This is a genomic window from Thauera sp. K11, assembly GCF_002354895.1.
Lineage (GTDB): Bacteria > Pseudomonadota > Gammaproteobacteria > Burkholderiales > Rhodocyclaceae > Thauera > Thauera sinica.
This window is the reverse complement of record NZ_CP023439.1, coordinates 1,008,180-1,032,384: the sequence shown is the minus strand read 5'-3', so window position 1 is coordinate 1,032,384 and position 24,205 is coordinate 1,008,180. Positions and strand designations below refer to the sequence as shown.

Genomic DNA, 24,205 nt, shown 5'->3' with positions numbered 1-24,205 from the left:
AGGAGTCCAGCCATGGCAGTCAGACTGCACACCAATCACGGCGTCATCACGCTCGAACTCGATGCCGACAAGGCGCCCGCCACCGTCGAGAACTTCCTCGGCTACGTGGAATCGGGCCACTACGACAACACCGTCTTCCACCGCGTGATCGACGGCTTCATGATCCAGGGCGGCGGCTTCGAGCCCGGCATGAAGCAGAAGCCGACCGGCGAGCAGATCAAGAACGAGGCCGACAACGGCCTGAAGAACGACCGCGGCACCATCGCCATGGCCCGCACCCAGGCGCCGCACTCGGCCACCGCACAGTTCTTCATCAACATCGCCGACAACGACTTCCTGAACTTCCGCGCGCCCGACCTGCAGGGCTGGGGCTACTGTGTGTTCGGCCGCGTCACCGAAGGCATGGACGTGGTCGACAGCATCCGCAAGGTCAAGACCGGTTCGAGCGGCTTCCACCAGGACGTGCCGAAGGAAGACGTGGTCATCCAGCGCGCCGAGATCGTCTGACCCCGTGCCCGGCCTCGAAGACGCAAGCGGCGGCGCGGCCGCCGGCCCCGTGCCGGACGCCGTGGCCGCGGCGCTGCCGGCGTTTTTCGTCTCGGACCTGCACCTGAGCGACGAACGGCCCGACACCGTCGATGCCTTCCTGGGCTTCCTCGATGGTCCGGCGCGGGATGCCGCCAGCCTGTTCATCCTCGGCGACCTGTTCGAATACTGGGCCGGCGACGACGATCTCGATGCGCCCTTCAACCGGCACATCGGCGCCGCCCTGCGCGCGGTGGCCGACCACGGCGTGCAACTGTTCTTCATGACCGGCAACCGCGACCTGCTGGCGGGAGAAGGCTTCGCCCGCGCCACCGGCGCCCGGCTGCTGGAAGACCCTTCTCTGGTCGCCTTCGGCAGCGGTGGTGCGCCCGTGCTGCTGAGCCACGGCGACGCGCTGTGTACCGACGACGTCGCGTACCAGGCCTACCGCCACCAGGTCCGGGACCCTGCGTGGCAGCGCGGCTTCCTGTCCCAGCCGCTGGCCGCGCGCAAGGCTTTCATCGAGGGGCTGCGCCAGAAGAGCGAGATGGCCAAGCGCGAAAAGGCGCTCGACATCATGGACGTCAATGCCGACGCGGTGGCCGCGCTGCTGCGCGCCAGCGGCTATCCGATGCTGATCCACGGCCATACCCATCGCCCCGCCCGCCACGAACATCTCGTCGATGGCCGGACCTGCGTGCGCTGGGTGCTCGCGGACTGGCACGGCGCCGCAAGCTGGCTGCGCGTCGACGGCAACGGCGTGACGGCGCACGGCGCCACCACGCGCTGAACATCCCCCCGGGGCTTGCCCGAGCCGGTCCGAGGCTTGGAGCTACAAGGCGGCCCGGCATCCGCCTGTTGCACCTGGCCCCGACGATGCGCGGAGCCGTCGCCGCCTTCTCGCGGCCGGCGGCTCCGCTTCCGCCCGCCTTCCTGCCGCCCCTGCCGCACGAGACGCTGTGATCGGACGCCGCACTGGCCTATACCGATAGAAGTCCAGGGCGTCGCCGCCCCGCGGCGGCCTTCGCCCGGCCCCGGGCCACTCCGGCCCGGGGCGTTCCCGACAGGAGCCCGCAGATGGCCGCAGACAGCGATCCAAGGCAAGCACCCGGGCGCACTTCATCGGACGGCGGCGACGGCACGGTGCTGCTCGTCGCCACCCGCAAGGGCGCCTGGATCTATCACGGAAATCCGGCGAGATCGGCCTGGCAGGCCGACGGTCCGCATTTCCTCGGCCACATCATCAATCACGTCGTCCTCGACCCCCGCGACGGGCGCACCCTGCTCGCCGCGGCGAGGACCGGCCACCTCGGCCCGACGATCTTCCGCTCCACCGACTTCGGTACGAACTGGCAGGAAGCCAGCCGTCCGCCGGCCTTCGCCAAGGCGCCGCCGGACGGGCCCGGCCGCGCGGTCGATCACACCTTCTGGCTCACGCCCTGCCACGGCAACGAACCGGGCGCCTGATATGCCGGAACCGCCGCAGGGCCTGTTCCGCTCGGAAGACGGCGGCGACACCTGGGCGCCCTTCTCCATCATCAACGACGACCCCGATTTCCGCACCTGGATGGGCACCGCGCAGGACGGCACCCCCGACGGCCCCAAACTGCACTCGATCATCGTCGATCCGCGCGACCCTGCGCATCTGTACTTCGGCATGTCGGGCGGCGAACTGTGGACGAGCGGCGACGAAGGAGAATCGTGGTCCTGCATCGCCCGCCACCTGCCCGAGATCTACGCGGTCGAAGCCTGTTGCCCGGCATCCGCGCCATGAAGGTGTTGATTCCCGGTCCGCTGAGAAGCTACACGCAGGAACGCGAGGTCGAGGCCGGCGGCGCCACGCTGGCTGCCCTGCTGGATGATCTCGAGCGCCAGTTTTCCGGCATCCGGTTCAGGATGGTCGACGAGCAGGAACGTCTGCGGCCGCACGTGCGGTTCTTCGTCAATGGCCGGCAGGTGTTCGACCTGCAGACTGCGCTGCGGCCGGGCGACGAACTGTCCATCGTGCAGGCGCTGAGCGGCGGCTGAGCCGGGCCGCATCGGCACCGGCGCTGCGCCCGCGGCGTCAGCCGCGCAGGCCGCGTGCCAGGTCCGCCTTCAGGTCCGCTACCGACTCGAGGCCGACCGCCACCCGCAGCAGCCCCTCGCTTATCCCCGCGGCGGTGCGCGCCTCGGGCGTGATGCGCCCGTGGGTAGTGGTGGCCGGATGGGTGATGGTGGTCTTCGTGTCGCCGAGGTTGGCGGTGATCGAGATCACCCGGGTGGCATCCACCACCCGCCACGCCGCCTCGCGGCCGCCCTCGACCTCGAAGCTGACGATCGCCCCGCCCGATTTCTGCTGGCGCATCGCCAGTTCATGCTGGGGATGCGAAGGCAGGCCCGGGTAATACACGCGCGACACGCCGGGCTGCCGCTCGAGCCAGCGCGCCAGTTCCAGCGCATTGGCGGACTGGGCCTCCATGCGCAGGCGCAGCGTCTCCAGCCCCTTCAGGATGACCCAGGCATTGAACGGCGACAGCGTCGGACCGGCGGTGCGCAGGAACTTCAGCACTTCGTCGGTGACCGCCTTGCGCCCCGCGACCGCGCCGCCGAGAACGCGCCCCTGGCCATCGAGGTACTTGGTGGCCGAATGCACGACGACGTCGGCGCCCAGTTCCAGCGGCCGCTGCAGCGCGGGCGTGCAGAAGCAGTTGTCCACCGCCAGGATGGCGCCCGCCTCATGGGCGACCGCCGCCACGCCGGCGATGTCCACGATCTCGGTGAGCGGATTGGACGGCGTTTCGATGAAGAACAGGCGGGTGCGCGGCCGCAGCGCGTCGCGATAGGCGCCGAGGTCCGTCGCCCGCACGAAGCTGGTCTCGATGCCGAACTTGCTCAGGATGTTGCCGAACAGTTGCTGCGTGGCGCCGAACAGGCCGTCGGAAGCCACGACGTGGTCTCCCGACTGCAGCAGCGCCATCGCCAGCGACAGGATGGCCGACATGCCCGAAGCGGTGGCGATGCAGGCTTCGGCGCCTTCCAGCGCGGCGAGCCGGGTCTGCATCGCGCTGACGGTCGGGTTGGTGAAGCGCGCGTAGACGTTGCCTTCTTCTTCGCCCGAGAAGCGCGCCGCGGCCTTCGCCGCGTTCTCGAAGACGAAGCTCGAAGTCAGGTACAGGGCTTCGCTGTGCTCGTTGAACTGGCTGCGTTCGATCCCGGCGCGGATGGCCAGGGTATCGGGGTCAAATTGCTCGTTCATGCTGGGTTGGAGTTCTCGTGCCGCCGGATCAAAGTTCGCTGCTGGAGGCCAGGTTGAGATCGAGCTGGCCGTCGTCGGCGTCGTCGCTGCTCTCGCTGGCGGCCGGCTTCACTTCGCCGCGCTGGTTCTCGACGCCGTCGAGGTACTCGGCGGTGATGTCGCCGGTGATGTAGCTGCCGTCGAAACAGGAGGTCTCGAAGAAACTGATCGCCGGGTTGACTGCGCGGACCGCCGCCTTCAGGTCATCGAGGTCCTGGTAGATCAGGCCGTCGGCACCGATGGCGGCGCAGATCTCGGCCTCGTTGCGGTCGGACGCGATCAGCTCCGAGCGCGTCGGCATGTCGATGCCGTAGACGTTGGCATGGCGGACGGGCGGCGCCGCCGAGGCGAGGTAGACCTTGGCGGCGCCCGCCTCGCGCGCCATCGTCACGATTTCCTTGCTGGTCGTGCCGCGCACGATGGAGTCGTCCACCAGCAGCACGCGCTTGCCGCGGAACTCCTGCGGGATGGTGTTCAGCTTCTGGCGCACGGACTTACGCCGCGTCGCCTGCCCCGGCATGATGAAGGTGCGGCCGATGTAGCGGTTCTTCACGAAGCCCTCGCGGTACGGCAGACCGAGCCTGTGCGCCAGCTCCATCGCCGCGGGCCGGCTGGAGTCCGGGATCGGGATCACGACGTCGATGTCCAGGTGTGGCTGGGTACGCCTGACCTTCTCGGCGAGGAATTCGCCCATCTTCACCCGCGACTCGTACACCGACACGCCGTCGATGATGGAGTCCGGCCGCGCCAGATAGACGAATTCGAACATGCACGGCGCTTCCACCGTCCTGGCGGCGCACTGGCGGCTGTGGAAGTTGCCGCTGGTGTCGATCAGCACGGCTTCGCCCGGCGCGACGTCGCGCAGCAGCTTGAACCCCAGCACGTCGACCGCCACCGATTCGGAGGCGACCAGCCACTCCGGGCCGGCCGCGGCGTCGTTGCGGCCGATCACCAGCGGGCGGATGCCATAGGGGTCGCGGAAGGCGAGCAGGCCGTAGCCGGCGATCATGACCACCACCGCGTAGGCGCCGCGGCAACGCCGATGCACGCCGGCCACGGCGCGGAACACCGCCTCCTCGTCGAGCTTGAGGCCGTTGCACGAGGCTTGCAGTTCATGCGCCAGCACGTTGAGCAGCACTTCCGAATCGGAATTGGTGTTGATGTGGCGCAGGTCGGACAGGAACATCTCGCGCATCAGCGCACTGGCGTTCGTCAGATTGCCGTTGTGCGCGAGCAGCAGGCCGAAGGGCGAATTCACGTAGAAGGGCTGCGCCTCGGCCGCGTTGTAGGCGGAGCCGGCCGTCGGATAGCGCACATGGGCGATGCCCCAGTTGCCGGCCAGGTTGCGCATGTTGCGCGTGCGGAACACATCCCGCACCAGGCCGGAACCCTTGTGCATGTGAAAGCGCCCGCCCTCTGCCGTCGTGATGCCCGCGGCATCCTGCCCGCGATGCTGCAGGACCTGCAGCCCGTCATACAGCAGTTGATTGACCGGAGAGGTGGCAACGACCCCGAGAATTCCGCACATGAAAACCTGCCTATCTGAAACGAATTTTGTCGGCCACCACTTGCGGCAGCCAGGGTTTGGCGGCGATCACCGCCGTTTCCATCGGCGGCGAGAACATCGCCTGCGTCCACCACGCCTGGCTCGACAGGCCCGCAAGCCCGCCGATCAGCACCGCGACGAAGGCCACGGCGAGACCGCGGAGAATGCCGAACAGGGCCCCGAAGAAGCGGTCCGAAGCGCCAAGCCCCGCGGCCCGCAACAACTGGCGCAGCAGGTAGCGCAGCAGCGCGGCGACCAGCAGCACGCAGACGACGATCAGGGCGACGCCGGCCACCTGGCGCCAGACGGGTTCGGCAATCAGGCCGCTGAAAAGTTCGGCGGCGCTCTCGTTGTAACGCCACGCCGCCACCAGCGCAAGCACCCAGGCGAGCAGCGCCATGATCTCGCCGACGATGCCCCGCCACAGCCCCACCGCCGCGGAAACCGCCAGCACGCCCAGAAAAATGTAGTCGAATGCCGTCATCGCCCGGCTCAGCGCGGAACCGGCGCGGCGGGATATCCCAGCGCCTTGAGCCGGGCCGCCACCTTGTCGGCCGCCTCGCGGCCATCCAGCGGGCCCACGCGCACCCTCGTCACGCTGCCGGCCTTCTCGGTGTAGGCGGCGAGGCCCTGCCGCTTGAGGTCGGCCGAGATCCGGGCGGCCTTTGCGGCATCGCCGAAGGCGCCGACCTGGACCACGTAGGATTCGCCGCGCGGCGCGGGCTCCTGGCCGCTGAGCGCCGCCCGCGCCCGTGCGGCCTCCGCGGCAGCGGCGGCCGAAAGCGCCGCCGGCGCAGCGGGCCTGGGCTCGGGTTTCGCCTCCGCCTTCGGTTCGGGTTTCTGCCCCGGTTTCGGCTCGGCGCGCACCTCCGCCCGCGGGGGTACGGCCGGCGCCACGGCCGCCTTCGCCGGAGGTTCGGTGTCGGGCGTAGCGCCCGATGCGGGCTGCTCTTCCGGCGGCGGAGCCAGCGCACCGTCGGCAGATGCGCGCTCCGCGCCGCCGATCGGGCGCGACAGGGCACTGTCGGCATCGCGGTCCGGGATGGACACCTGGATGTCCTGGCTCGCCGGTCGCGGCTCCTGATCCATCATCATCGGCAGCACGATGGCGGCCAGCAAGGCCAGCGCGGCCGCCCCGACCAGGCGCCGGCGTGCCCGTTTCTTGATATCTAGATTGTCTGCGTCGCTCACCGGAAGACTCTGTCAGTTCCGTCTGGCCCGAATCGCCGCAAGCGCGTCGGCCACGGTCAGGAAGGAGCCGAAAGCGATGATTCTATCACCCTCGGTCGCGCGCTCCCGCGCTGCCGCAAACGCCTCGGCCGCGGCCCCGAAGCAGCGGATGCCGGCAGCGACGCCGGCGGCACGCAGCCTCGCCGCCAGCTCGTCGGCCTTGAGTCCGCGTGGCCCGGGGAGATCGATGAGCAGCCAGTGGTCCACCCGCTCCCGCATCAACGCGACGACGCCTTCCACGTCCTTGTCGCGCAGCATGCCGAACACCGCGTAGGTTTCAGGGTAGAAGCCCATGCTGCCGAGGTTCTCGGCCAGCACGCCCGCCGCCTGGGGGTTGTGCGCCACGTCGAGCACCACCGCCGGCCGGCCGGGAAGTACCTGGAAGCGCCCGGGAACCTCGACGAGCATCAGGCCCTGGCGGATCGCCTGCATCGCGACCGGCACGCGGTCGCGCAGCGAATCGAGCGCGGTGATCGCGGCCGCGGCGTTCAACAGTTGGTTGGTGCCGCGCAGGGACGGATAGGCCAGGCCGGCGCGCTTGACCAGCGCCCCGCGCGCGGGCGGTTCTCCGTAGCGCCAGTAGCCCCACTGCTGGCGGTCGCCGCCGAAGCCGAAATCGCGCCCGCTGATCCACAACTGCGCCCCGATCGCCTCGGCATGCGCCGTCAGCGACGCAGGCGGCTGCGGATCGCCGCACACCGCGGGCCGCCCCGCGCGGAAGATGCCGGCCTTCTCGTAGCCGATCGCCTCGCGCGTGTCGCCGAGGTAGTCCATGTGGTCCATCGCCACGCCGGTGACGATCGCACAGTCGGCATCGAAGACATTGACCGCATCGAGCCGCCCGCCGAGGCCGACTTCGAGGATGATCACATCCGGCGCCACGTGCTGGAAGATCGACCATGCGGCCAGGGTGCCGTGCTCGAAATAGGTCAGCGGCGTCTCGCCGCGCACCGCCTCCACCGCGGCGAAGGCCGCGAGCAGTTGCTCGTCGCCGGCTTCCTTGCCATCGATGCGCACGCGCTCGTTGTAGCGCAGCAGGTGCGGCGAGGTGTAGCAGCCGACGCGGTAGCCCGCCGCCAGCAGGATGGACTCGAGCATGGCACAGGTCGAACCCTTGCCGTTGGTGCCGCCGACGGTGATGATCACCGATGCCGGGTCTGGCCCGAGGGCCGATCTGACCGTCCGGACGCGCTCCAGCCCCAGCCGGATGGTTTGCGAATGCCGCCCCTCCAGCAGGGCGAGCCATTGGTCCAGCGTTTGCGGCAACGACATCTGGCGCATCGCCCTCGCGCTTCAGGATGCAACCGGCGGCTGCCGGGTCAGGAGGGCCAGCAGTTGCGCGAGTTGCTCACGCATCCGGCGGCGGTCCACGATCATGTCGATCGCCCCCTTCTCGAGCAGGAACTCGGAGCGCTGGAAGCCTTCCGGCAGCTTCTCGCGCACGGTCTGCTCGATGACGCGCGGTCCGGCGAAGCCGATCAGCGCACCCGGTTCGGCGATCACCACGTCGCCCATGAAGGCGAAGCTCGCCGACACGCCGCCCATGGTGGGATCGGTCAGCACCGTCACGAAGGGCAGCCTGCGTTCGGCCAACTGGGTGATGGCCGCGGTGGTCTTGGCCATCTGCATCAGCGAGAACAGGCCCTCCTGCATGCGCGCGCCGCCCGACGCGGTGACGCAGATGAACGGAACGCGCTGTTCGAGCGCGGCGCGCACGCCGCGGACGAAGCGCTCGCCGACCACCGAGCCCATGGAGCCGCCGAGGAAGTCGAACTCGAAGCATGCGATCACGACCGGCACCGTCATGATGGCGCCCTGCATGACGACCATCGCATCCGCTTCGCCGGTGTCCGACACCGCGGCCGACAGGCGCTCGGGGTACTTGCGCGAATCCTTGAACTTCAGCGGATCGACCGGCATCACTTCCGAGCCGATCTCGAAGCGTCCTTCGGCGTCGAGCAGCAGATCCAGCCGCTGGCGCGCCCGCAGGCGCTGGTGATGGCCGCACTTCGGGCAGACGTTGAGATTGCTCTCGAGGTCGGAACGATAGAGCACCGCCTCGCACGCGGGACACTTGCTCCACAGCCCTTCAGGGATGGACTTGTTGCGGCCCGTCGATTCGCTGCGCTTGATCTTGGGCGGCAGCAGTTTCTGCAGCCAGCTCATTGCTTCGCTCCCGCGGTGGCTGCGAGGCCGTCGAGCGCCTCGCGAATCCCGCGCATGAAGGCGGTGACGTTCGCCGCCACCGCCTCGCGCGGGCTGCGTTCGATTTCCTCGATGATGCGGCTGCCGATCACGACCGCATCCGCGACCGCGCCGATGCGCCGCGCGCTCTCCGCGTCGCGGATGCCGAAGCCCACCCCCACCGGCATGCCGACGGCCGCACGGATCGCCGGGATGCGGCTGGCGACCTCGTCGAAGTCGAGCTTGCCGCTGCCGGTCACGCCCTTCAGCGAGACGTAGTAGATGTAGCCGCTGCCGGCACGCGCGACGTCGGCGAAACGCTGTTCGGTCGAGGTCGGCGCCAGCAGGAAGATCGGATCGAGGCCCGCCGCCTTGGCGGCGGCCGCGAATCCGGCGCACTCCTCTGGCGGATAGTCGACGACGAGCACGCCGTCCACGCCGGCCGCCTTCGCGTCGGCCACGAAGCGCTCGACGCCCATCGCCTCGATCGGGTTCGCGTAGCCCATCAGCACCACCGGCGTGTCGGCGTCCCCGGCGCGGAACGCGCGCACGATGTCGAACACCTTGCGCAGGCTCATGCCCTGCGCCAGCGCCCGCTCGGAGGCACGCTGTATGGTCGGCCCGTCGGCCATCGGATCGGAGAACGGCACGCCGAGTTCGATGATGTCGGCACCGCCGGCCACCAGCGCGCGCATCAGCGGCACGGTGAGCGCCGGCGCGGGGTCTCCGGCCGTGATGAAGGGAATCAGGGCCTTGCGGCCCGCGCCCTGCAGGCGCAGGAATGTGGATTGGATTTTCGACATGTCGGAGTCAGAACGGGCCGCTTCGCGGCCCGGGAGAATGATCAGAACTGGATGCCGGAGCGCTCGGCGACGGTATGCATGTCCTTGTCGCCGCGGCCGGACAGATTCACCAGCAGGATGCGATCCCTCGGCAGGCTGGGCGCGAGCTTGGCCGCATACGCGAGCGCGTGCGAGGACTCCAGCGCCGGGATGATGCCTTCGAGCCGGCACAGATCGTGGAAGGACTGCAACGCCTCGGCATCGGTCACCGCGGCGTATTCGGCGCGCTGCGTATCCTTCAGCCACGCGTGCTCGGGCCCGACGCCGGGGTAGTCGAGACCGGCCGAGATCGAGTGCGTCTCGATGATCTGGCCGTCCTCGTCCTGCATCAGATAGGTGCGGTTGCCGTGCAGCACGCCGGCCTTGGCGTTTGCCGTCAGCGGCGCCGCATGCCGTCCGGTGTCCAGGCCCTCGCCCGCCGCCTCCACGCCGACGAGCCGGACGCCCGGCACGCCGATGTAGGGATGGAAGATGCCGATCGCGTTGGAGCCGCCGCCGACGCAGGCGATCACGTAGTCCGGCTGGCGCCCGGCGAGTTCGGGCATCTGCACCAGGCATTCCTTGCCGATCACGGTCTGGAAGTCGCGCACCATCATCGGGTAGGGATGCGGCCCGGCGACAGTACCGATGATGTAGAAGGTGTCGGCGATGTTGGTGACCCAGTCGCGCATCGCCTCGTTGAGCGCGTCCTTGAGCGTCTTCGAGCCCGATTCGACCGGCACCACGGTGGCGCCGAGCAGCTTCATGCGATAGACGTTCGCCGCCTGGCGCTTGACGTCCTCCGAGCCCATGTACACGACGCACTGCATGCCGTAGCGCGCCGCCACCGTCGCGGTGGCCACGCCGTGCTGCCCGGCGCCGGTCTCCGCGATCACGCGCGGCTTGCCCATGCGGCGCGCCACCAGCGCCTGGCCGATGCAGTTGTTCACCTTGTGCGCGCCGGTGTGGTTCAGGTCTTCGCGCTTGAGGTAGATCTGCGCGCCGCCGAGCTTGTCCGACAGGCGCCTGGCGTGGTAGATCGGGCTCGGCCGGCCGACGTAGTGCTTCAGTTCGTATTCGAACTCGGCCATGAAGGACGGGTCCTTCCGGCAGGCATCGTAGGCTTCGCGCAGTTCGACGAGAGCCGGGATCAGCGTTTCGGCAACGAAGATGCCGCCATACGGCCCGAAATGGCCGCTGGCGTCAGGAAGCTGATAAGGCGTGTCGGCCATCTGCATGTCTAACTCCGGCTATGAACGCAGCGATCTTTCCTGCGTCCTTGATTCCCTTCGCACGCTCCACCCCGCTGGACACGTCCACCGCCCACGGGCGGACACGACGGACCGCCTCGTCGACGTTGTCGGGATCGAGGCCGCCGGACAGGATCAGCGGACGCCCGAGGCCCGCGGGAATCAGCGACCAGTCGAAGATCCGTCCGCCGCCGCCGTAGCCATCGACGAACGCATCGACGAGAATGCCCCGTGCGCCGGGGTGCAAAGCAACGAATTCTAACAGATCGACCCCCGGCCGCATCCTCGCCGCCTTGATCCACGGCCGCCCGTGCCGCGCACAGTCGGCATCGGATTCGTCGCCGTGGAACTGCAGCAGTTGCAGCGGCACACGCGACAGGGCTTCGGACACGAACTCCGGCGCCGGATTCACGAACAGGCCGACCGCGGTCACGAAAGGCGGCAACAGTGCGGCGAGTTCGGCCGCACGCTCGAAATTCACTGCGCGCGGACTGGGCGGGTAGAACACGAAACCGATCGCATCGGCGCCATGGTCGACGGCCGCGCGCACATCCTCGGCCCGCGTGAGGCCGCAAATCTTGATTCGCGTTCGGGACATTCAGATCAGGGGTAGCTGGGGCACCGCGATGATACGCCCATCATCCGGCAGGGACCATCGCGGGGGGTAGCTCACGCCGCACAGGTAAAGGCCGTCCGGCGCGAAGGTCGGCGCCGCGAGGCTGCGGTCCCGCGCCGCGAGCACCTCGGCCAGCCAGTCCGGCGGGTACCTGCCCTTGCCGACGTACACCAGCGCGCCGACGAGGTTGCGGATCATGTGGTGCAGAAAACCGTCGGCACGGAAATCGAAGACGAAGCAGGCGCCTTCGCGGCGCACCGTCGCCTCGTGCATGTGGCGGATCGGGCTGCGCGCCTGGCAGCCTGCCGCGCGAAAGGTGGTGAAGTCGTGCGATCCGGCCAGATGGGCCACCGCCGCCGCCATCGCGCGCGCGTCCAGCGGCAGGTGGAACCACCCTACCCGCCCGGCCAGCAGCGCAGGGCGGGTGGGCGCATTCACCAGCACGTAGCGGTAGCGCCGTTCGTAGGCGAGGAAGCGGGCGTGGAAGTCCTCGTCCACCGCGACCGCCCAGCGCACGACCACGGCGCGCGGCAGATGCGCATTGACGCCGCGCACCCAGGCCGACATCGGGCGCACGGCCGCGGTGTCGAAATGCGCCACCTGGGCCGTCGCATGGACCCCGGTGTCGGTACGCCCCGCGCAATGCAGGCGCACCGGCTCTCCGCCGATCTTCGCCAGTGCGGCCTCGAGGACGTCCTGGACCGTGCGTCCGTGTGGCTGGCTCTGCCATCCCTCGAAAGCATCGCCGGCGTATTCCACGCCAAGGGCGATCCGCCTCACCCGAGCTTCCACCACAACAGCCCGCCCGCCACGAACACGCCGAGCACCAGTTCGCGAACGCCGACCGGCTCCACCGTGAGGCGTACCCTCTCGCTCCCCGCCACGCGGCCTTCACCCATCAACCATGCGCGCCAGTCGCCCGCTCCATCGACGGTCGAGGATTCGACGTAGCGCAGCACGAGCAGCAGGCGCAGCGCGATGCGCTCCACCGGCAAACCGATCCACGCCAGCGGGCGGCAGAGCGCGTGCAGGCCGCCGACCAGCCGATCCACCGGGAGGCGCTCCAGCAGCACCGCCACGCTGCCGACGACGGCGGCGAGATGCGCGAGATGCCGGCCGGCCAGCGCCAGTCCCTCACGGGTGGGGCTCGCATGCGGCCAGTCGGCGAAGATCGCCTCTCCCGGCGTGAACCACGCGAAAAGCACGAAGATGGCGAGCAGCAGGAAGCGCGTGCGGCGCAACAGGCGCACCAGGCGCCCTCCTGCCGCCATCCCGGCAATGGCCAGACAGGCCACGGCAAGCCCGATCAGGACGCCCGTCGGCATGAACTGCACGAGCGCGACGCCGATCAGCCACAGCAGCAAAAGAAAACCGGAATGCATCGATCAGGAACGAAAGGCCGCTGCCAGCATCTCGCTGCGCAGCGGCCCCGCGGCCTGGCTCATCCGAGCCGGTCCATCATCTCGCGCGCGCTGGCCTGCTGCCGGGTACCGCCCTCGCGCAGCACTTCTTCCAGCAGTTCGAGGGCACCTTCCTTGTCGCCCATTTCCTCGTAGGCACGGGCCAGTTCCAGCTTGGTCTCGATTTCCTCGAAATTCTCGGGGAGCGGCGCATCGGCCGCCGCCGCCGGCTGCGGCGATTGCGCCCCGGCCGGGGTTTCCGCCGGGAGGCCGTCCGCTTCGCCGAAGCTGTTCAGATCGAGGTCGATGGAGGTGAGATCCAGGCTCGGCGCGGGTGCGGATTCGGCACCCTGGGCCTGCGGCTCGATGTCGAAGTCGAAATCGAGCAGGCTGGCATCGAAGCTCGTCTTTTCCAGATCCGTCTCGGGCAGGTCCTCGCCGGAGGCCGCGGCATCGGGATGCGGCGGCCGGTCCGCCGGCGGCACGACCGAACCGATGCCGGACATGTCGGGAAGCTCGAAATCGAGATCGAGCGCGGTGGCATCGGGGTCGAAGGCCGGCGGCTCCGGGGAGATCACCGTCGCCTTGAGGTCCGGTGCGGCATCGATGCGGTTCGGTGTCTCGGCGGCCGACTCGAAATCCATGCCGAGGGCGGTCGTCTCCGGCTCGAACGCCGCCGGCGGGGCATCCAGCATCGTCGCGTCGAGATCGGGTGCGGCATCCTCGGCCGGCTCGAGCTGGAAATCGGACAGCTCGAAATCGAACGCGCTGGCCGTTACCGCATCGCCCTGGACGTCCGGCAGCGCTCCGGCCTCTTTCGCAGCCTGGGCGTCTGCCGCCGGCACGGCCGGGGCATCCACGTTGTCGAGATCGAAGGTCAGGCTCTGGTCGCCGGGCCCGGTCGCATCCGCGTTGTCCGCCTCGCCGGCGACGGCCTGTTCCGCCACGGCCTGTACCGCGGCGGTGTCGGGCTCGCCGAGGCCGAGGTCGAAATCGATGACGTCCAGTTCCGGCACCTCGATGGCGCTCGCCGTGAAGTCCGGGACGGGCGCCTCAGCGCCTTCGGCCCTGTCCGCCTCATCCTTGGCGAACCGGCCCAGGTCGCCCGGCAACGTCCAGGTCTCCTTGAGCTGCGACTGGCTCGGCTCGATCGGCAGCGAGGTGGTGAAGTCCAGCGCCGACAGGCTTTCGACCGCCGCAGCCTCCACCGCCGCCTCGGCCTCGGAAGCAGCCACGGACGGCCCGGTTTCCGGTTTCCTGGCGATTTCCGGCGCGCCGGCAGGGTTCCCGGCATCGGCCCGGGTGGCCACGACGGCTGCGGCCGCGGCCAGCCCGGCGGCTGCCAGGGACGGTTCGGTCGCCGGCGCGGCGAGCCCTTCGGTGCGTGCCGCGCCCTGGATGCCATAGAGCGGATTGTCCGGGTCCAGCTTGCGGCCCATCACGGCAGCGCGCTCCCAGTCCGCACCGCGGCCGCCGGTACGGGCATACAGCTCGGTGGCCACCATCTCGAACTGCTTCACGTTCTTGCGCTGCGCATAGATCTCGAGCAGTTTCAGATGGATGGCCGCACGATCGGGGTCGGCCTTCATGGCGTCCTGCAGGATCTCTTCGGCCTGGGCATCCCGACCATACGCCATGTACACGTCGGCCTCGGCCACGGGATCGACGCCTTCGTCGGTGTCGATCGCCGACAGGCCGGACTGGCTGAAATCGGTCATCAGCACGCTGTTGCCGGTATCGACGCTCTGGCCTCCGGTCTCGCCGAACACCGCTCCCTGCTCCGGCAGTTGCGTCGTGCCGGCCGTTTCGGTTTCGGCGGTCCCGGCGGCATTGCGATCCCTGCGCTGACGCAGCTTGAGCCCCGCCAGGGCGAGCAGCAAAGCCGCCACGCCGCCGCCTGCGGCCAGCGTCGATGAATCCTGGAGCAGCGACTCGATGAAGCCGGGCTCTTCCGGCGGCGGAGGCGCGGCCTGCGCCTTCTTCGGCGCGGGCTTGGGCGTCGGAGCGGCCTGGGGCGCCGGGGCAGGCTGGGGTGCGGGGATCGGCTCGGGCTTCACTTCCGGCGGCACGTCCGCCTTGGCGATCTCGCTCGACGCCGCCGGCACGCCGACAGTCCCGGCCGGTACCGGAGACCCGGCGGCGGGCGCCGGCGGCGTGGCGGGCGCAGCCGGCGCCGCAGCGGCTTCCGGACGGGTGCCACCCGCCTGCTGCTGCGCCTGGGCGAGCGAGGCGCTGCGCAGCTCGAGCAGCTTCTGCAGGTCGCGTATGCTCGTCTCGAGCTGGGCGAGCCGCTCATTCGCATCCTTCAGCGCCTTCTCACGGGTGGCGAGTTCTTCTTCCAGCACCTGCAGGCGGGCATTCGTGTCGCCCCCCGCCGGACTTTCCGAGCGCGAGACGCGCACCTTGTCCTTCGGCTCGTCGGCCGGACGGGCCTCTTCCACCCTGGGCACGATGCGCCCGCCGCTGGCCTGCTCGGCCGCAGCCTCGGACGCTTCCGACGGTGCGCCGACGGCGCCGGCCAGCCGCCGGCGATAGGCGTCGAAGTCGGTCGCCTGGGCGAGGATCTCGCGCCGCGCCTCGGCGGGATCGACCGCCTGCACGCGCTCCGCGGAAGGCACGGACAGGACCGCCCCCGCCTTCAGACGATTGATGTTGGCACCCTCGAACGCTCCGGGATTCGCGCGGAACAGCGCGATCAGCATCTGGTCGAGATTCGCACCGGCCGGCGCGGTGCTGCCGGCGATGCCGCGCAGGGTGTCGCCGCGCTTCACGGTATATCGTTCGGGCGCGGGCGCGCTCGCCGGCGCACGCTCGATCTCCCGGGCAACGGGAGGTGGCGGGGGCGCCATCCTGGGTGCAGGCTGAACGGGAGCGGGAGCGGCCTCGACCCGGGCAGCCGCGGGTTTGGGCGCGGCGACATCCACCGGATCGAGCAGGAAGGTGTATCCGCGCGCCAGTTGGCCCGATGCCCAGTTGAGTTCCACGAGGAGCTCGACGAAGGGATCGTTGATCGGTTTCGCGCTGGAGAGCCGGATCACCGGCCTGCCGCTGCGCGTGTCGAGGCTGACGCGGATGCTTGCGGCAGCCGCCGAGTACGGCAGGTTCGCCGCCTTGAAGGCATCCGGCGACGCGATGTGCGCCACGAGCGACTGCAGCTCCTGCGGTGTGGCGCTGACGGCGATCTCCGCCCTGAGCGGTTGTCCGAGGCCGCTGAAAACGTTGATCTGCCCCAGGCCGGCCGCGTGGCAGCCGATCGGGAACGAGGCGATCGCCAACGCGATCAGCGAAGCCCTGCGCGACGTCTTCATGAGTTTCTTCAACCTGCGTTTCTCCCCAAGCCGTATCCCCAGGATGCCTGCCAACGCAATGTGGCTGGCAATCTAGCATCCCGTCCTTGCTTCACGCAGTAATCATCCTGCCTGCTACGCCTTACGCCGTGACGAAATGCCGGATCCCGGCCACGGCGACCGCCGGGACGCTGCCCGGCGGGTGTTGCACGTTCAGCGCTCGAGCAGGATGCGCAGCATGCGGCGCAGCGGTTCGGCCGCACCCCACAGCAACTGGTCGCCCACCGTGAAGGCACCGAGGTAATCGTCGCCCATCGCCAGCTTGTGCAGGCGTCCGACGGGCACCGCCAGGGTGCCGGTCACGGCCGTCGGCGTCAGTTCGCGCTCGGTGATCTCGCGCTCGTTGGGCACCACCTTCACCCACGGGTTGGCACCGGCGATGATGTCGGCCAGTTCGTCGAGCGGCGCATCCTTCTTCAGCTTGATCGTCAGCGCCTGGGAGTGGCAGCGCATCGCGCCGATGCGCACGCACAGGCCGTCGATCGGGATCGAGCCGGCGCTGCGGAAAGGCGCGTTGCCGAGGATCTTGTTGCACTCGGCGCCGCCCTTCCACTCCTCCTTGCTCTGGCCGTCCTCGACCGGCACGTCGATCCACGGGATCAGGCTGCCGGCCAGCGGCGTATTGCGGAAATGCTTGGTCGGGAAGGCGTCGGAGCGGATCGTCTCGGCGACCTTGCGGTCGATCTCGAGGATGGCGGACGCCGGGTCCGCCAGCAGATCCTTCACCGATTCGTGGATGGCGCCCATCTGCGAGATCAGTTCGCGCATGTTCTGCGCACCGGCGCCCGACGCCGCCTGGTACGTCATGGCCGAGATCCACTCGACGAGGCCATGCCTGAACAGGCCGCCCAGGCCCATCAGCATCAGCGACACCGTGCAGTTGCCGCCGATCCAGTCGCGGCCGCCCCTGGCCAGCGCGGCGTCGATGACGTTGCGGTTGACCGGATCGAGGACGATCACCGCGTTGTCTTCCATGCGCAGCGCGCTGGCGGCATCGATCCAGTGGCCCTTCCAGCCCGCCGCGCGCAGCTTCGGATACACCGCCTTGGTGTAGTCGCCGCCCTGGCAGGTGATGACGATGTCGCATGCCTTGAGCGCGTCGATGTTCGTCGCGTCCTGCAGCGGTTCGGCCGCCTCCTTGCCGCCGAACGCCGGCGCCTTGCCGCCGGCGTTCGAAGTCGAGAAATACACCGGTTCGATGTAGGCGAAGTCGCCCTCTTCCACCATGCGCTGCATCAGCACGGAACCGACCATTCCGCGCCAGCCGACCAGACCGACTCGATTCATCACTTTACTTCTCCAGTTCAAGCTTCAGTTCTTCGCGATTACAGCACGGCCAGCACCGCGTCGCCCATTTCCTTCGTGCCCACGCGGCGCGTGCCCGGCTCGTAGATGTCGCCGGTGCGATAACCCTGCGCGAGCACCTTCTTCACCGCGTTCTCGATGCGCTGCGCCGATGCCTCGTCGTCGAACGAGTAGCGCATCATCATCGCCGCCGACAGCATCGTCGCCAGCGGGTTGGCCACGTTACGGCCGGCGATGTCCGGCGCCGAACCGTGCGAGGGCTCGTACATGCCCTTGTTGTCGGCGTTGAGCGACGCCGACGGTAGCATGCCGATCGAGCCCGTCAGCATCGATGCCTCGTCGGACAGGATGTCGCCGAACATGTTGCCGGTCACCATCACGTCGAACTGCTTGGGGTTTCGCACCAGTTGCATGGCCGCGTTGTCGACCAGCATGTGGGTAAGCTCGACCTCCGGGTAATCCTTTTTCGTTTCTTCGGCAATGTCGCGCCAAAGTTGAGTGGTTTCGAGCACGTTCATCTTGTCGACGGAGCACAGCCTGCGGCCGCGCTTCATCGCCGCCTCGAAGGCCACGCGCAGGATGCGGCGAATCTCGTACTCGGCGTAGATCATCGTGTTCCAGCCCACGCGCTGGTTCTCGCCGTCGACCTCGCGCGTCTCGATGCCGCGCGGCTGGCCGAAGTAGATGTCGCCGGTGAGTTCCCGCACGATCAGGATGTCGAGCCCGGAAACCACCTCCGGCTTCAGCGTGGAGGCGTTGGCCAGCTCGGGGTAGAGGATGGCCGGGCGCAGGTTGGCGAAGAGCCCGAGTTCCTTGCGGATGCCGAGCAGGCCGCGCTCGGGGCGCTGGTCGCGGGGATAGGTGTCCCACTTCGGGCCGCCGACCGCACCCAGCAGGATGGCGTCCGCCTCGCGCGCGAGCTTCAGCGTCGCCTCCGGCAGCGGCGTACCCGCCGCATCGACGGCGCAGCCGCCGACCAGGCCCTCTTCCATCTCGAACTTCAGGTCGAGCGCCTGCAGCACGCGCACGGCCTGCGCCATGATTTCCGGCCCGATGCCGTCACCCGGCAACACACAGATCTTCATCGAATCGATTCTCCAGACAAACCCGGCGCCTGCGCGTCAGGCGAAGTAATAGGGATGCTCGGCACGCCGCCGCGCCTCGAAGGCGCGGATCTCGTCGGCATGGCGCAGCGTGAGGCCGATGTCGTCCCAGCCGTTGAGCAGGCATTCCCTGCGGAAGGGATCGACGTCGAAGGCGATGGCCCTGCCGTCCGGGCGCGTGATCGTCTGCGCCGCGAGGTCCACCTTCAGGCGGTAGCCCTCGGTCGCCGCGCACTGGCGGAACAGTTCGTCCACCTCGCCGGCGGCGAGCTTGATCGGCAGCAGGCCGTTCTTGAAGCTGTTGTTGTAGAAGATGTCGGCGAAGCCCGGCCCGATCAGCACGCGAAAGCCGTAGTCTTCCAGCGCCCACGGCGCATGCTCGCGCGAGCTGCCGCAGCCGAAGTTGTCGCGCGTCAGCAGGATCTGCGCGCCCTGGTAGCGCGGCTGGTTCAGCACGAAGTCCGGGTTCAGCGGACGCCTGCTGTTGTCCTGGCCCGGCTGGCCGACGTCGAGGTAGCGCCATTCGTCGAAAGCGTTGGGGCCGAAGCCGCTGCGCTTGATCGACTTCAGGAACTGCTTGGGGATGATGGCGTCGGTGTCGACGTTGGCGCGGTCGAGCGGCGCCACCAGTCCATCGAGAACGGTAAAGGGCTTCATTATTTCGCTGTCCTCTGGATGATCTCGCCACCGCGTTCGATGTCCTGCCCGATGCCGCGCACCGTGTTGCAGGCGGCGACGCTCGCGCCCAGGCAGAGCATGGCGAGAAGGATTGCCAGTTGTCTCATGATCCGTCCTGTCTCCGCGCGGCCTCAGGCCAGCGTACGCACGTCGACGAAGTGGCCGGTCACCGCAGCGGCGGCGGCCATCGCCGGGCTCACCAGGTGGGTGCGTCCGCCCGCGCCCTGGCGCCCCTCGAAATTGCGGTTCGAGGTCGATGCGCAGCGCTCGCCCGGCTCCAGGCGGTCGGCGTTCATCGCCAGGCACATCGAACAGCCCGGTTCGCGCCATTCGAAGCCCGCCTCGATGAACACTTCGTGCAGCCCTTCGGCCTCGGCCTGGCGCTTGACCAGGCCGGAACCCGGCACCACCAGCACGCGGCGCACGTTCGCCGCCTTGGTGCGCCCCCTGGCGATCGCGGCCGCTTCGCGCAGATCCTCGATGCGGGAGTTGGTGCAGGAACCGATGAAGACCTGGTCGACCCCGATCTCGGTCAGCGGCGTGTTGGCTTCGAGGCCCATGTACCGCAGCGCCCGTTCCATGCCTTCGCGCCTGACCGGATCGGCTTCGCACGCCGGGTCGGGCACGCGGTCGTTGATCGTCACCACCATCTCGGGCGACGTGCCCCAGGTGACCTGCGGCTGGATCGCGGCGGCATCGAGCTCGACCACCTCGTCGAACTGCGCGCCGTCGTCGCTCTTGAGCGTGCGCCAGTAGGCGGCCGCCTTGTCCCACAGTTCGCCCTTGGGCGCGAACGGCTTGTCCTGCAGGTAGGCGATGGTCGTGTCGTCGACGCCGACCATGCCGGCACGCGCGCCGGCCTCGATCGCCATGTTGCAGATCGTCATGCGGCCTTCCATCGACAGCGCGCGGATCGCGCTGCCGCCGAACTCCACCGCATAGCCGGTGCCGCCCGCGGTACCGATCCTGCCGATGATGGCGAGCACGACGTCCTTGGCGGTGACGCCGCGGCCCAGTTGCCCGTCGACCTTGATCAGCATGGTCTTCGACTTCTTCTGCAGCAGGCATTGCGTGGCCATCACGTGTTCGACCTCGGACGTGCCGATGCCGTGCGCCAGACAGCCGAAGGCGCCGTGCGTCGAGGTGTGCGAGTCGCCGCAGACGACGGTCATGCCCGGCAGCGTGGCGCCGTTTTCCGGGCCGATGACGTGGACGATGCCCTGCCGCTCGTCCTTGAACGGGAAGTAGGCGAGCGAACCCACCTCGCGGATGTTGGCGTCCAGCGTCTCGACCTGCTGCCGCGACACCGGGTCCTGGATGCCCTGATCCCAGTGGTCGGTCGGCGTGTTGTGGTCGGCCGTCGCCACGATGGACGACACGCGCCACGGCTTGCGCCCGGCGAGCTTGAGACCTTCGAATGCCTGCGGACTGGTGACTTCATGCACCAGATGGCGGTCGATGTAGATCAGCGCCGTGCCGTCGGCCTCCTGGTGGACGACGTGGCTCGACCAGAGCTTTTCGTACAGCGTTTGGGCTTCCATCCAATAAGATCCAAGGAAAGAAAAGGTTACGATTATTTCACAAAGCCCGCGGGGCTGAACAGCAGGGCGCCGGCGGCCTTGGCCGCGCGTCCGGGCTCAGCGGCGGGCGCGTTCGTAGAGCGGCATCACGCGCGCCGAGTACTCCGTCAGCTCGCGCTGGCGGGTGGCATGCGAGGGGTGGGTGGACAGCCACTGCGGCGGCCCGCCGTTGGAGGCGCTGGCCATCTTGTTCCACAACGTCACCGCGGCCCGTGGGTCGTATCCGGCACGGGCCGCGAGTTCGACGCCCATGCGATCGGCCTCGATCTCGTACTCGCGCGAATTCGGCAGCTCGAAGGTGACCTTGGCCACCGTGTTCATCAGGTCCTGGCCGGCAGAACCCACGCCGAGCAGCGCCCCGGCGACCGACACGCCCAGGCCGGTGACCATGGACTTCGACACCTTCTCGCGCGCATGTTCGCGCAGCGCATGGGCGATCTCGTGCCCCATCACCGCGGCGATCTCGTCGTCGCTCAGCTTCAGCCGGTCGATGAGGCCGGTGTAGATGGCCATCTTGCCTCCCGCCATGCACCAGGCGTTGAGTTCATCCGAACTGAAGACGTTGACTTCCCACTGCCAGCGCATCGCGTCCTGGCGGAAGGCGCCCGCCTGCGCGGTGAGCCTCGACACGATGGTGCGCACCCGCTGCAACTGTGCCGGATCGCGATTGAGCGCGTTCTTGCTGCGGGCCTCGGCCAGCATCTGCTGGTATTGCTGGCGCGACGCCTGCTCCACCTCCTGGGCGGAGACCATCATCATCTGCGTCCGATCGACGCCTACCGTGCCGCCTGCCGTGGTCTGGACCGTCTGGCAGGCGACGGCGACGGTCGCCGCCAGCGCGGCGGGGAGCAGATTGCGTAGCAGGGGATTCGTCATGCCGGCCTCCTCCGTCAGTTCTCGTCGTGCATTGTCGCCGCCGGCCAGCCGCGCGCAAGCCACACCAGGCCGGCCAGCGCAAAACCGGCCCCCAGCGTATAGGTCCAGGCGGAACCGGCGACGTCCCAGGTGTAGCCGCTGACCAGACCTCCCAGCATGCCGCCCGCGCCGAACGACAGGCTGCCGTAGAGCGCCTGCCCATGCGCTTGGAGGGGCCCCGGAAACCATTGGTTCACCATGGCGATCGCCGCCGCATGGTAGGCGCCGAAGGTTACGCCGTGCAGCAGTTGCGCAAGGACCAGCAGCGCCACGCTTTCGACTCCCCAGCCGATCAGCAGGAAGCGGACCGCCGCGGCGGCGAAGGTGAACAGCAGGATGCCGCGCAGGGACCACCGCCGGGTGAGGCGCGGCATGAGCATGAAGGCGGCGATCTCGGCCAGCACGCCCAGCGTCCACATCCAGCCGACGAGCCCCTTGCTGTAGCCGTGTCCCACCAGGTAGATGGAATAGAACACGTACAGCGCGCCATGGGCCGCCGCCATCAGGAAGCAGGCGCCCAGCAGGGCCCTGACCTCGCGCCGGGCCAGCGTGGCGCGCAGGCCGACCTGCCCGCGATGGCCCCGGGCGCCCGTGGCCTCCGGCACCATCGCCGCGCAGCCCAGGATGCCCGCCAGCACCCCGGCGAGTACCCACAGCAGCATGGCGACGGGAAGCCGGTCGAGCGCATGGCCGAGGACGAGCACCGCCAGCACGAAGCCCACCGAACCCCACACCCGGATGTCGCCGTAGCGGTGGGCCTGGGTGCCGAGGTGGGCGAAGGTCACGCTTTCCATCAGCGGCAGCGCCGCGCTCCAGAAGAACGACATCAGCGCCATCGCCGCGAACAGCCCGGCGAACGAATCGGTGGCGAAGAACAGCGAGAACCCCGCCAGGCTCAGCAGCGCCGAGGCGCGCACGATGGGCAGGCGCATGCCCAGGCGCTCCGCCAGCCAGCCCCACAGGGCCGGCGCCAGGACCCGCATGACCTGCATCAGCGACATCAGGATCGCGATGTCGGCCGCCGACAGGCTGAGCGATTCCAGGTAAAGCGCGAAATAGGGCGAAAAGGCGCCGACGAAGGCGAAGTACGCGAAGTAGTAGGCCGAAAGGCGCCAATAGGGAAGCATCGCGGGACACTCAGCGCCGGACGCCGTGCGGCCGGCGCGCCCCACCCGGCGGATGGAGGCCGCCGCGGCCGGGGATGGCCGCGCACCGCGACGCCACCGGCAAGGCGGACTCAGCGGATGCGCGGCGACGGCACGCTCTGCCGTCCCTGTGGCGCCAGTCCGGCGATGCGGGGCGTGGTCGTGGCGACGTCGCCGCACTGCGCGCGGTGGCGCAGCGCGTGGTCGATCAGCACCAGCGCCAGCATCGCCTCGGCGATGGGCGTGGCGCGGATGCCGACGCACGGGTCGTGGCGGCCGTGGGTATTCACGATCACCGGACTGCCCTGCTTGTCGATCGAACGCCGGTCCAGGCGGATGCTGGAGGTGGGCTTGATCGCCATGCTCACCAGGATGTCCTGCCCGGTCGAAATGCCGCCGAGCACGCCGCCGGCGTTGTTCGACAGGAAGCCCTCCGGCGTCATCTCGTCGCCATGTTCGGTACCGCGCTGCATGATCGACGCGAAGCCGGCGCCGATTTCCACGCCTTTCACCGCATTGATGCCCATCATCGCGTGGGCGATGTCGGCATCGAGGCGGTCGTAGACCGGCTCGCCCCAGCCGACCGGAACGCCGCTGGCGACGACGTTGATCCGCGCACCGATCGAATCCCCCGACTTGCGCAGCTCGTCCATGTAGCTTTCGAGTTCGGACACGATGGACGCATCGGGCGCGAAGAATGGGTTGTCGCCGACCTCGTCCCAGGACACGAAAGGGATCTCGATCGGCCCGAGTTGCGCCATGTAGCCGCGGATCACCACGCCATGGCGCTGCAGCAGCCACTTGCGCGCGATCGCGCCGGCCGCCACGCGCACCGCGGTTTCGCGCGCCGACGAGCGGCCGCCGCCGCGAAAGTCGCGCACGCCATATTTCTGCCAGTACGGGTAGTCGGCATGCCCCGGGCGGAAGGTCTCGGCGATGTTGCCGTAGTCGCGCGAGCGCTGGTCCTGGTTGCGGATCAAAAGCGCGATCGGCGTGCCCGTGGTCACGCCCTCGAACACGCCCGACAGGATCTCGACCTCGTCCGGTTCGCGGCGCTGCGTGACGTGGCGCGAGGTGCCGGGCTTGCGGCGGTCGAGTTCGGCCTGGATCTCTTCCACGGCGATCGGCAGCCCCGGCGGGCAGCCGTCGATCACGCAGCCGATGGCCGGGCCGTGCGATTCGCCGAAGGATGAGACGGAAAAGAGCGTGCCGAAGGAATTGCCCGACATGAGAGTGAGGGTCCGATCAGAAAATGAAGCGCGCAGACGCAAAAAAAGGCGGTG

At 69.0% G+C, this 24,205-nt stretch carries 25 protein-coding genes; 5 read left to right on the top strand and 20 right to left on the bottom strand.

All coding sequences use genetic code 11. The features are described from left to right. The first annotated feature begins 12 nt into the window (after positions 1–12). From CCZ27_RS04480 to CCZ27_RS04465, 5 genes are all read left to right on the top strand, one after another. The gene (locus tag CCZ27_RS04480; RefSeq protein WP_096445953.1) at positions 13–507 is read left to right on the top strand and encodes a peptidylprolyl isomerase; all 495 of its coding nucleotides are present in this window, start codon (positions 13–15) and stop codon (positions 505–507) included. 49 nt (positions 508–556) lie between these two features. Continuing rightward, complete coding sequence (locus CCZ27_RS04475; RefSeq protein WP_096452163.1) at positions 557–1,315, top strand: UDP-2,3-diacylglucosamine diphosphatase; 759 nt, start codon at positions 557–559, stop codon at positions 1,313–1,315. Positions 1,316–1,602: 287 nt separating this feature from the next. After that, the gene (locus CCZ27_RS23925) at positions 1,603–1,992 is read left to right on the top strand and encodes a hypothetical protein (RefSeq protein WP_198363260.1); all 390 of its coding nucleotides are present in this window, start codon (positions 1,603–1,605) and stop codon (positions 1,990–1,992) included. Between the two features lies 1 nt (position 1,993). Then, positions 1,994–2,299 (top strand): WD40/YVTN/BNR-like repeat-containing protein, encoded by a 306-nt coding sequence (locus CCZ27_RS23920; RefSeq protein ID WP_198363259.1) that lies wholly within the window; start codon positions 1,994–1,996, stop codon positions 2,297–2,299. Then, complete coding sequence (locus CCZ27_RS04465; RefSeq protein ID WP_096445951.1) at positions 2,296–2,553, top strand: MoaD/ThiS family protein; 258 nt, start codon at positions 2,296–2,298, stop codon at positions 2,551–2,553. Before CCZ27_RS23920 ends, CCZ27_RS04465 begins: the two co-directional genes overlap by 4 nt. Positions 2,554–2,590: 37 nt before the next feature. Here the strand turns inward: CCZ27_RS04465 and CCZ27_RS04460 are convergent, their stop codons facing one another. From CCZ27_RS04460 to aroC, 20 genes are all read right to left on the bottom strand, one after another. Next, positions 2,591–3,763, bottom strand: a complete 1,173-nt coding sequence (locus CCZ27_RS04460) for an O-succinylhomoserine sulfhydrylase (protein ID WP_096445949.1) — start codon at positions 3,761–3,763, stop codon at positions 2,591–2,593. 28 nt (positions 3,764–3,791) lie between these two features. Beyond that, a complete protein-coding gene (purF, locus tag CCZ27_RS04455) occupies positions 3,792–5,330 on the bottom strand; it encodes an amidophosphoribosyltransferase (RefSeq protein WP_096445947.1) in 1,539 nt (512 codons plus the stop codon). A 10-nt stretch (positions 5,331–5,340) separates the two neighbouring features. Beyond that, positions 5,341–5,832 carry a CvpA family protein gene (locus tag CCZ27_RS04450; RefSeq protein WP_096445945.1) on the bottom strand — a complete coding sequence of 164 codons (492 nt, stop codon included), beginning with the start codon at positions 5,830–5,832 and terminating at the stop codon, positions 5,341–5,343. A gap of 8 nt (positions 5,833–5,840) precedes the next feature. Continuing rightward, positions 5,841–6,539, bottom strand: coding sequence for an SPOR domain-containing protein (locus CCZ27_RS04445; protein ID WP_096445943.1), 699 nt, complete (start codon positions 6,537–6,539; stop codon positions 5,841–5,843). Positions 6,540–6,551: 12 nt separating this feature from the next. Continuing rightward, positions 6,552–7,850 carry a bifunctional tetrahydrofolate synthase/dihydrofolate synthase gene (gene folC / locus CCZ27_RS04440; protein WP_198363258.1) on the bottom strand — a complete coding sequence of 433 codons (1,299 nt, stop codon included), beginning with the start codon at positions 7,848–7,850 and terminating at the stop codon, positions 6,552–6,554. Positions 7,851–7,871: 21 nt separating this feature from the next. Next, positions 7,872–8,744 carry an acetyl-CoA carboxylase, carboxyltransferase subunit beta gene (gene accD, locus CCZ27_RS04435; RefSeq protein ID WP_096445939.1) on the bottom strand — a complete coding sequence of 291 codons (873 nt, stop codon included), beginning with the start codon at positions 8,742–8,744 and terminating at the stop codon, positions 7,872–7,874. After that, on the bottom strand, positions 8,741–9,565 hold the full coding sequence (trpA, locus tag CCZ27_RS04430) for a tryptophan synthase subunit alpha (RefSeq protein WP_096445937.1): 825 nt from the start codon (positions 9,563–9,565) through the stop codon (positions 8,741–8,743). The genes accD and trpA overlap by 4 nt, the downstream gene beginning before the upstream one ends. 41 nt (positions 9,566–9,606) lie before the next feature. Then, positions 9,607–10,821: a tryptophan synthase subunit beta gene (gene trpB / locus CCZ27_RS04425; RefSeq protein WP_096445935.1), complete on the bottom strand. Its 1,215-nt coding sequence runs from the start codon at positions 10,819–10,821 to the stop codon at positions 9,607–9,609. Next, entirely contained in the window at positions 10,787–11,431 is a 645-nt protein-coding gene (locus CCZ27_RS04420) for a phosphoribosylanthranilate isomerase (protein ID WP_096445933.1), read from the bottom strand. Before CCZ27_RS04420 ends, trpB begins: the two co-directional genes overlap by 35 nt. Then, positions 11,432–12,229, bottom strand: coding sequence for a tRNA pseudouridine(38-40) synthase TruA (gene truA / locus CCZ27_RS04415; RefSeq protein ID WP_096445931.1), 798 nt, complete (start codon positions 12,227–12,229; stop codon positions 11,432–11,434). It abuts the gene before it with no gap. Next, positions 12,226–12,831: a CbiQ family ECF transporter T component gene (locus tag CCZ27_RS04410; RefSeq protein ID WP_096445929.1), complete on the bottom strand. Its 606-nt coding sequence runs from the start codon at positions 12,829–12,831 to the stop codon at positions 12,226–12,228. The genes truA and CCZ27_RS04410 overlap by 4 nt, the downstream gene beginning before the upstream one ends. Positions 12,832–12,890: 59 nt before the next feature. After that, on the bottom strand, positions 12,891–16,157 hold the full coding sequence (locus CCZ27_RS04405) for a FimV/HubP family polar landmark protein (protein ID WP_096452161.1): 3,267 nt from the start codon (positions 16,155–16,157) through the stop codon (positions 12,891–12,893). 192 nt (positions 16,158–16,349) lie between these two features. Further along, the gene (asd, locus tag CCZ27_RS04400) at positions 16,350–17,483 is read right to left on the bottom strand and encodes an aspartate-semialdehyde dehydrogenase (protein WP_096445927.1); all 1,134 of its coding nucleotides are present in this window, start codon (positions 17,481–17,483) and stop codon (positions 16,350–16,352) included. A gap of 38 nt (positions 17,484–17,521) precedes the next feature. After that, the gene (leuB, locus tag CCZ27_RS04395) at positions 17,522–18,586 is read right to left on the bottom strand and encodes a 3-isopropylmalate dehydrogenase (RefSeq protein WP_096445925.1); all 1,065 of its coding nucleotides are present in this window, start codon (positions 18,584–18,586) and stop codon (positions 17,522–17,524) included. Between the two features lie 36 nt (positions 18,587–18,622). Beyond that, the gene (gene leuD, locus CCZ27_RS04390; RefSeq protein ID WP_096445923.1) at positions 18,623–19,261 is read right to left on the bottom strand and encodes a 3-isopropylmalate dehydratase small subunit; all 639 of its coding nucleotides are present in this window, start codon (positions 19,259–19,261) and stop codon (positions 18,623–18,625) included. Next, entirely contained in the window at positions 19,261–19,389 is a 129-nt protein-coding gene (locus CCZ27_RS04385; RefSeq protein ID WP_096445921.1) for an entericidin A/B family lipoprotein, read from the bottom strand. The genes leuD and CCZ27_RS04385 overlap by 1 nt, the downstream gene beginning before the upstream one ends. Before the next feature lie 24 nt (positions 19,390–19,413). Next, entirely contained in the window at positions 19,414–20,823 is a 1,410-nt protein-coding gene (gene leuC, locus CCZ27_RS04380; protein ID WP_096445919.1) for a 3-isopropylmalate dehydratase large subunit, read from the bottom strand. A gap of 96 nt (positions 20,824–20,919) precedes the next feature. Continuing rightward, on the bottom strand, positions 20,920–21,738 hold the full coding sequence (locus CCZ27_RS04375) for a M48 family metallopeptidase (protein ID WP_096452159.1): 819 nt from the start codon (positions 21,736–21,738) through the stop codon (positions 20,920–20,922). A gap of 14 nt (positions 21,739–21,752) precedes the next feature. After that, the gene (locus tag CCZ27_RS04370) at positions 21,753–22,904 is read right to left on the bottom strand and encodes an MFS transporter (RefSeq protein WP_096452157.1); all 1,152 of its coding nucleotides are present in this window, start codon (positions 22,902–22,904) and stop codon (positions 21,753–21,755) included. Positions 22,905–23,014: 110 nt separating this feature from the next. After that, on the bottom strand, positions 23,015–24,151 hold the full coding sequence (aroC, locus tag CCZ27_RS04365; RefSeq protein ID WP_096445917.1) for a chorismate synthase: 1,137 nt from the start codon (positions 24,149–24,151) through the stop codon (positions 23,015–23,017). Positions 24,152–24,205 lie beyond the last annotated feature (54 nt).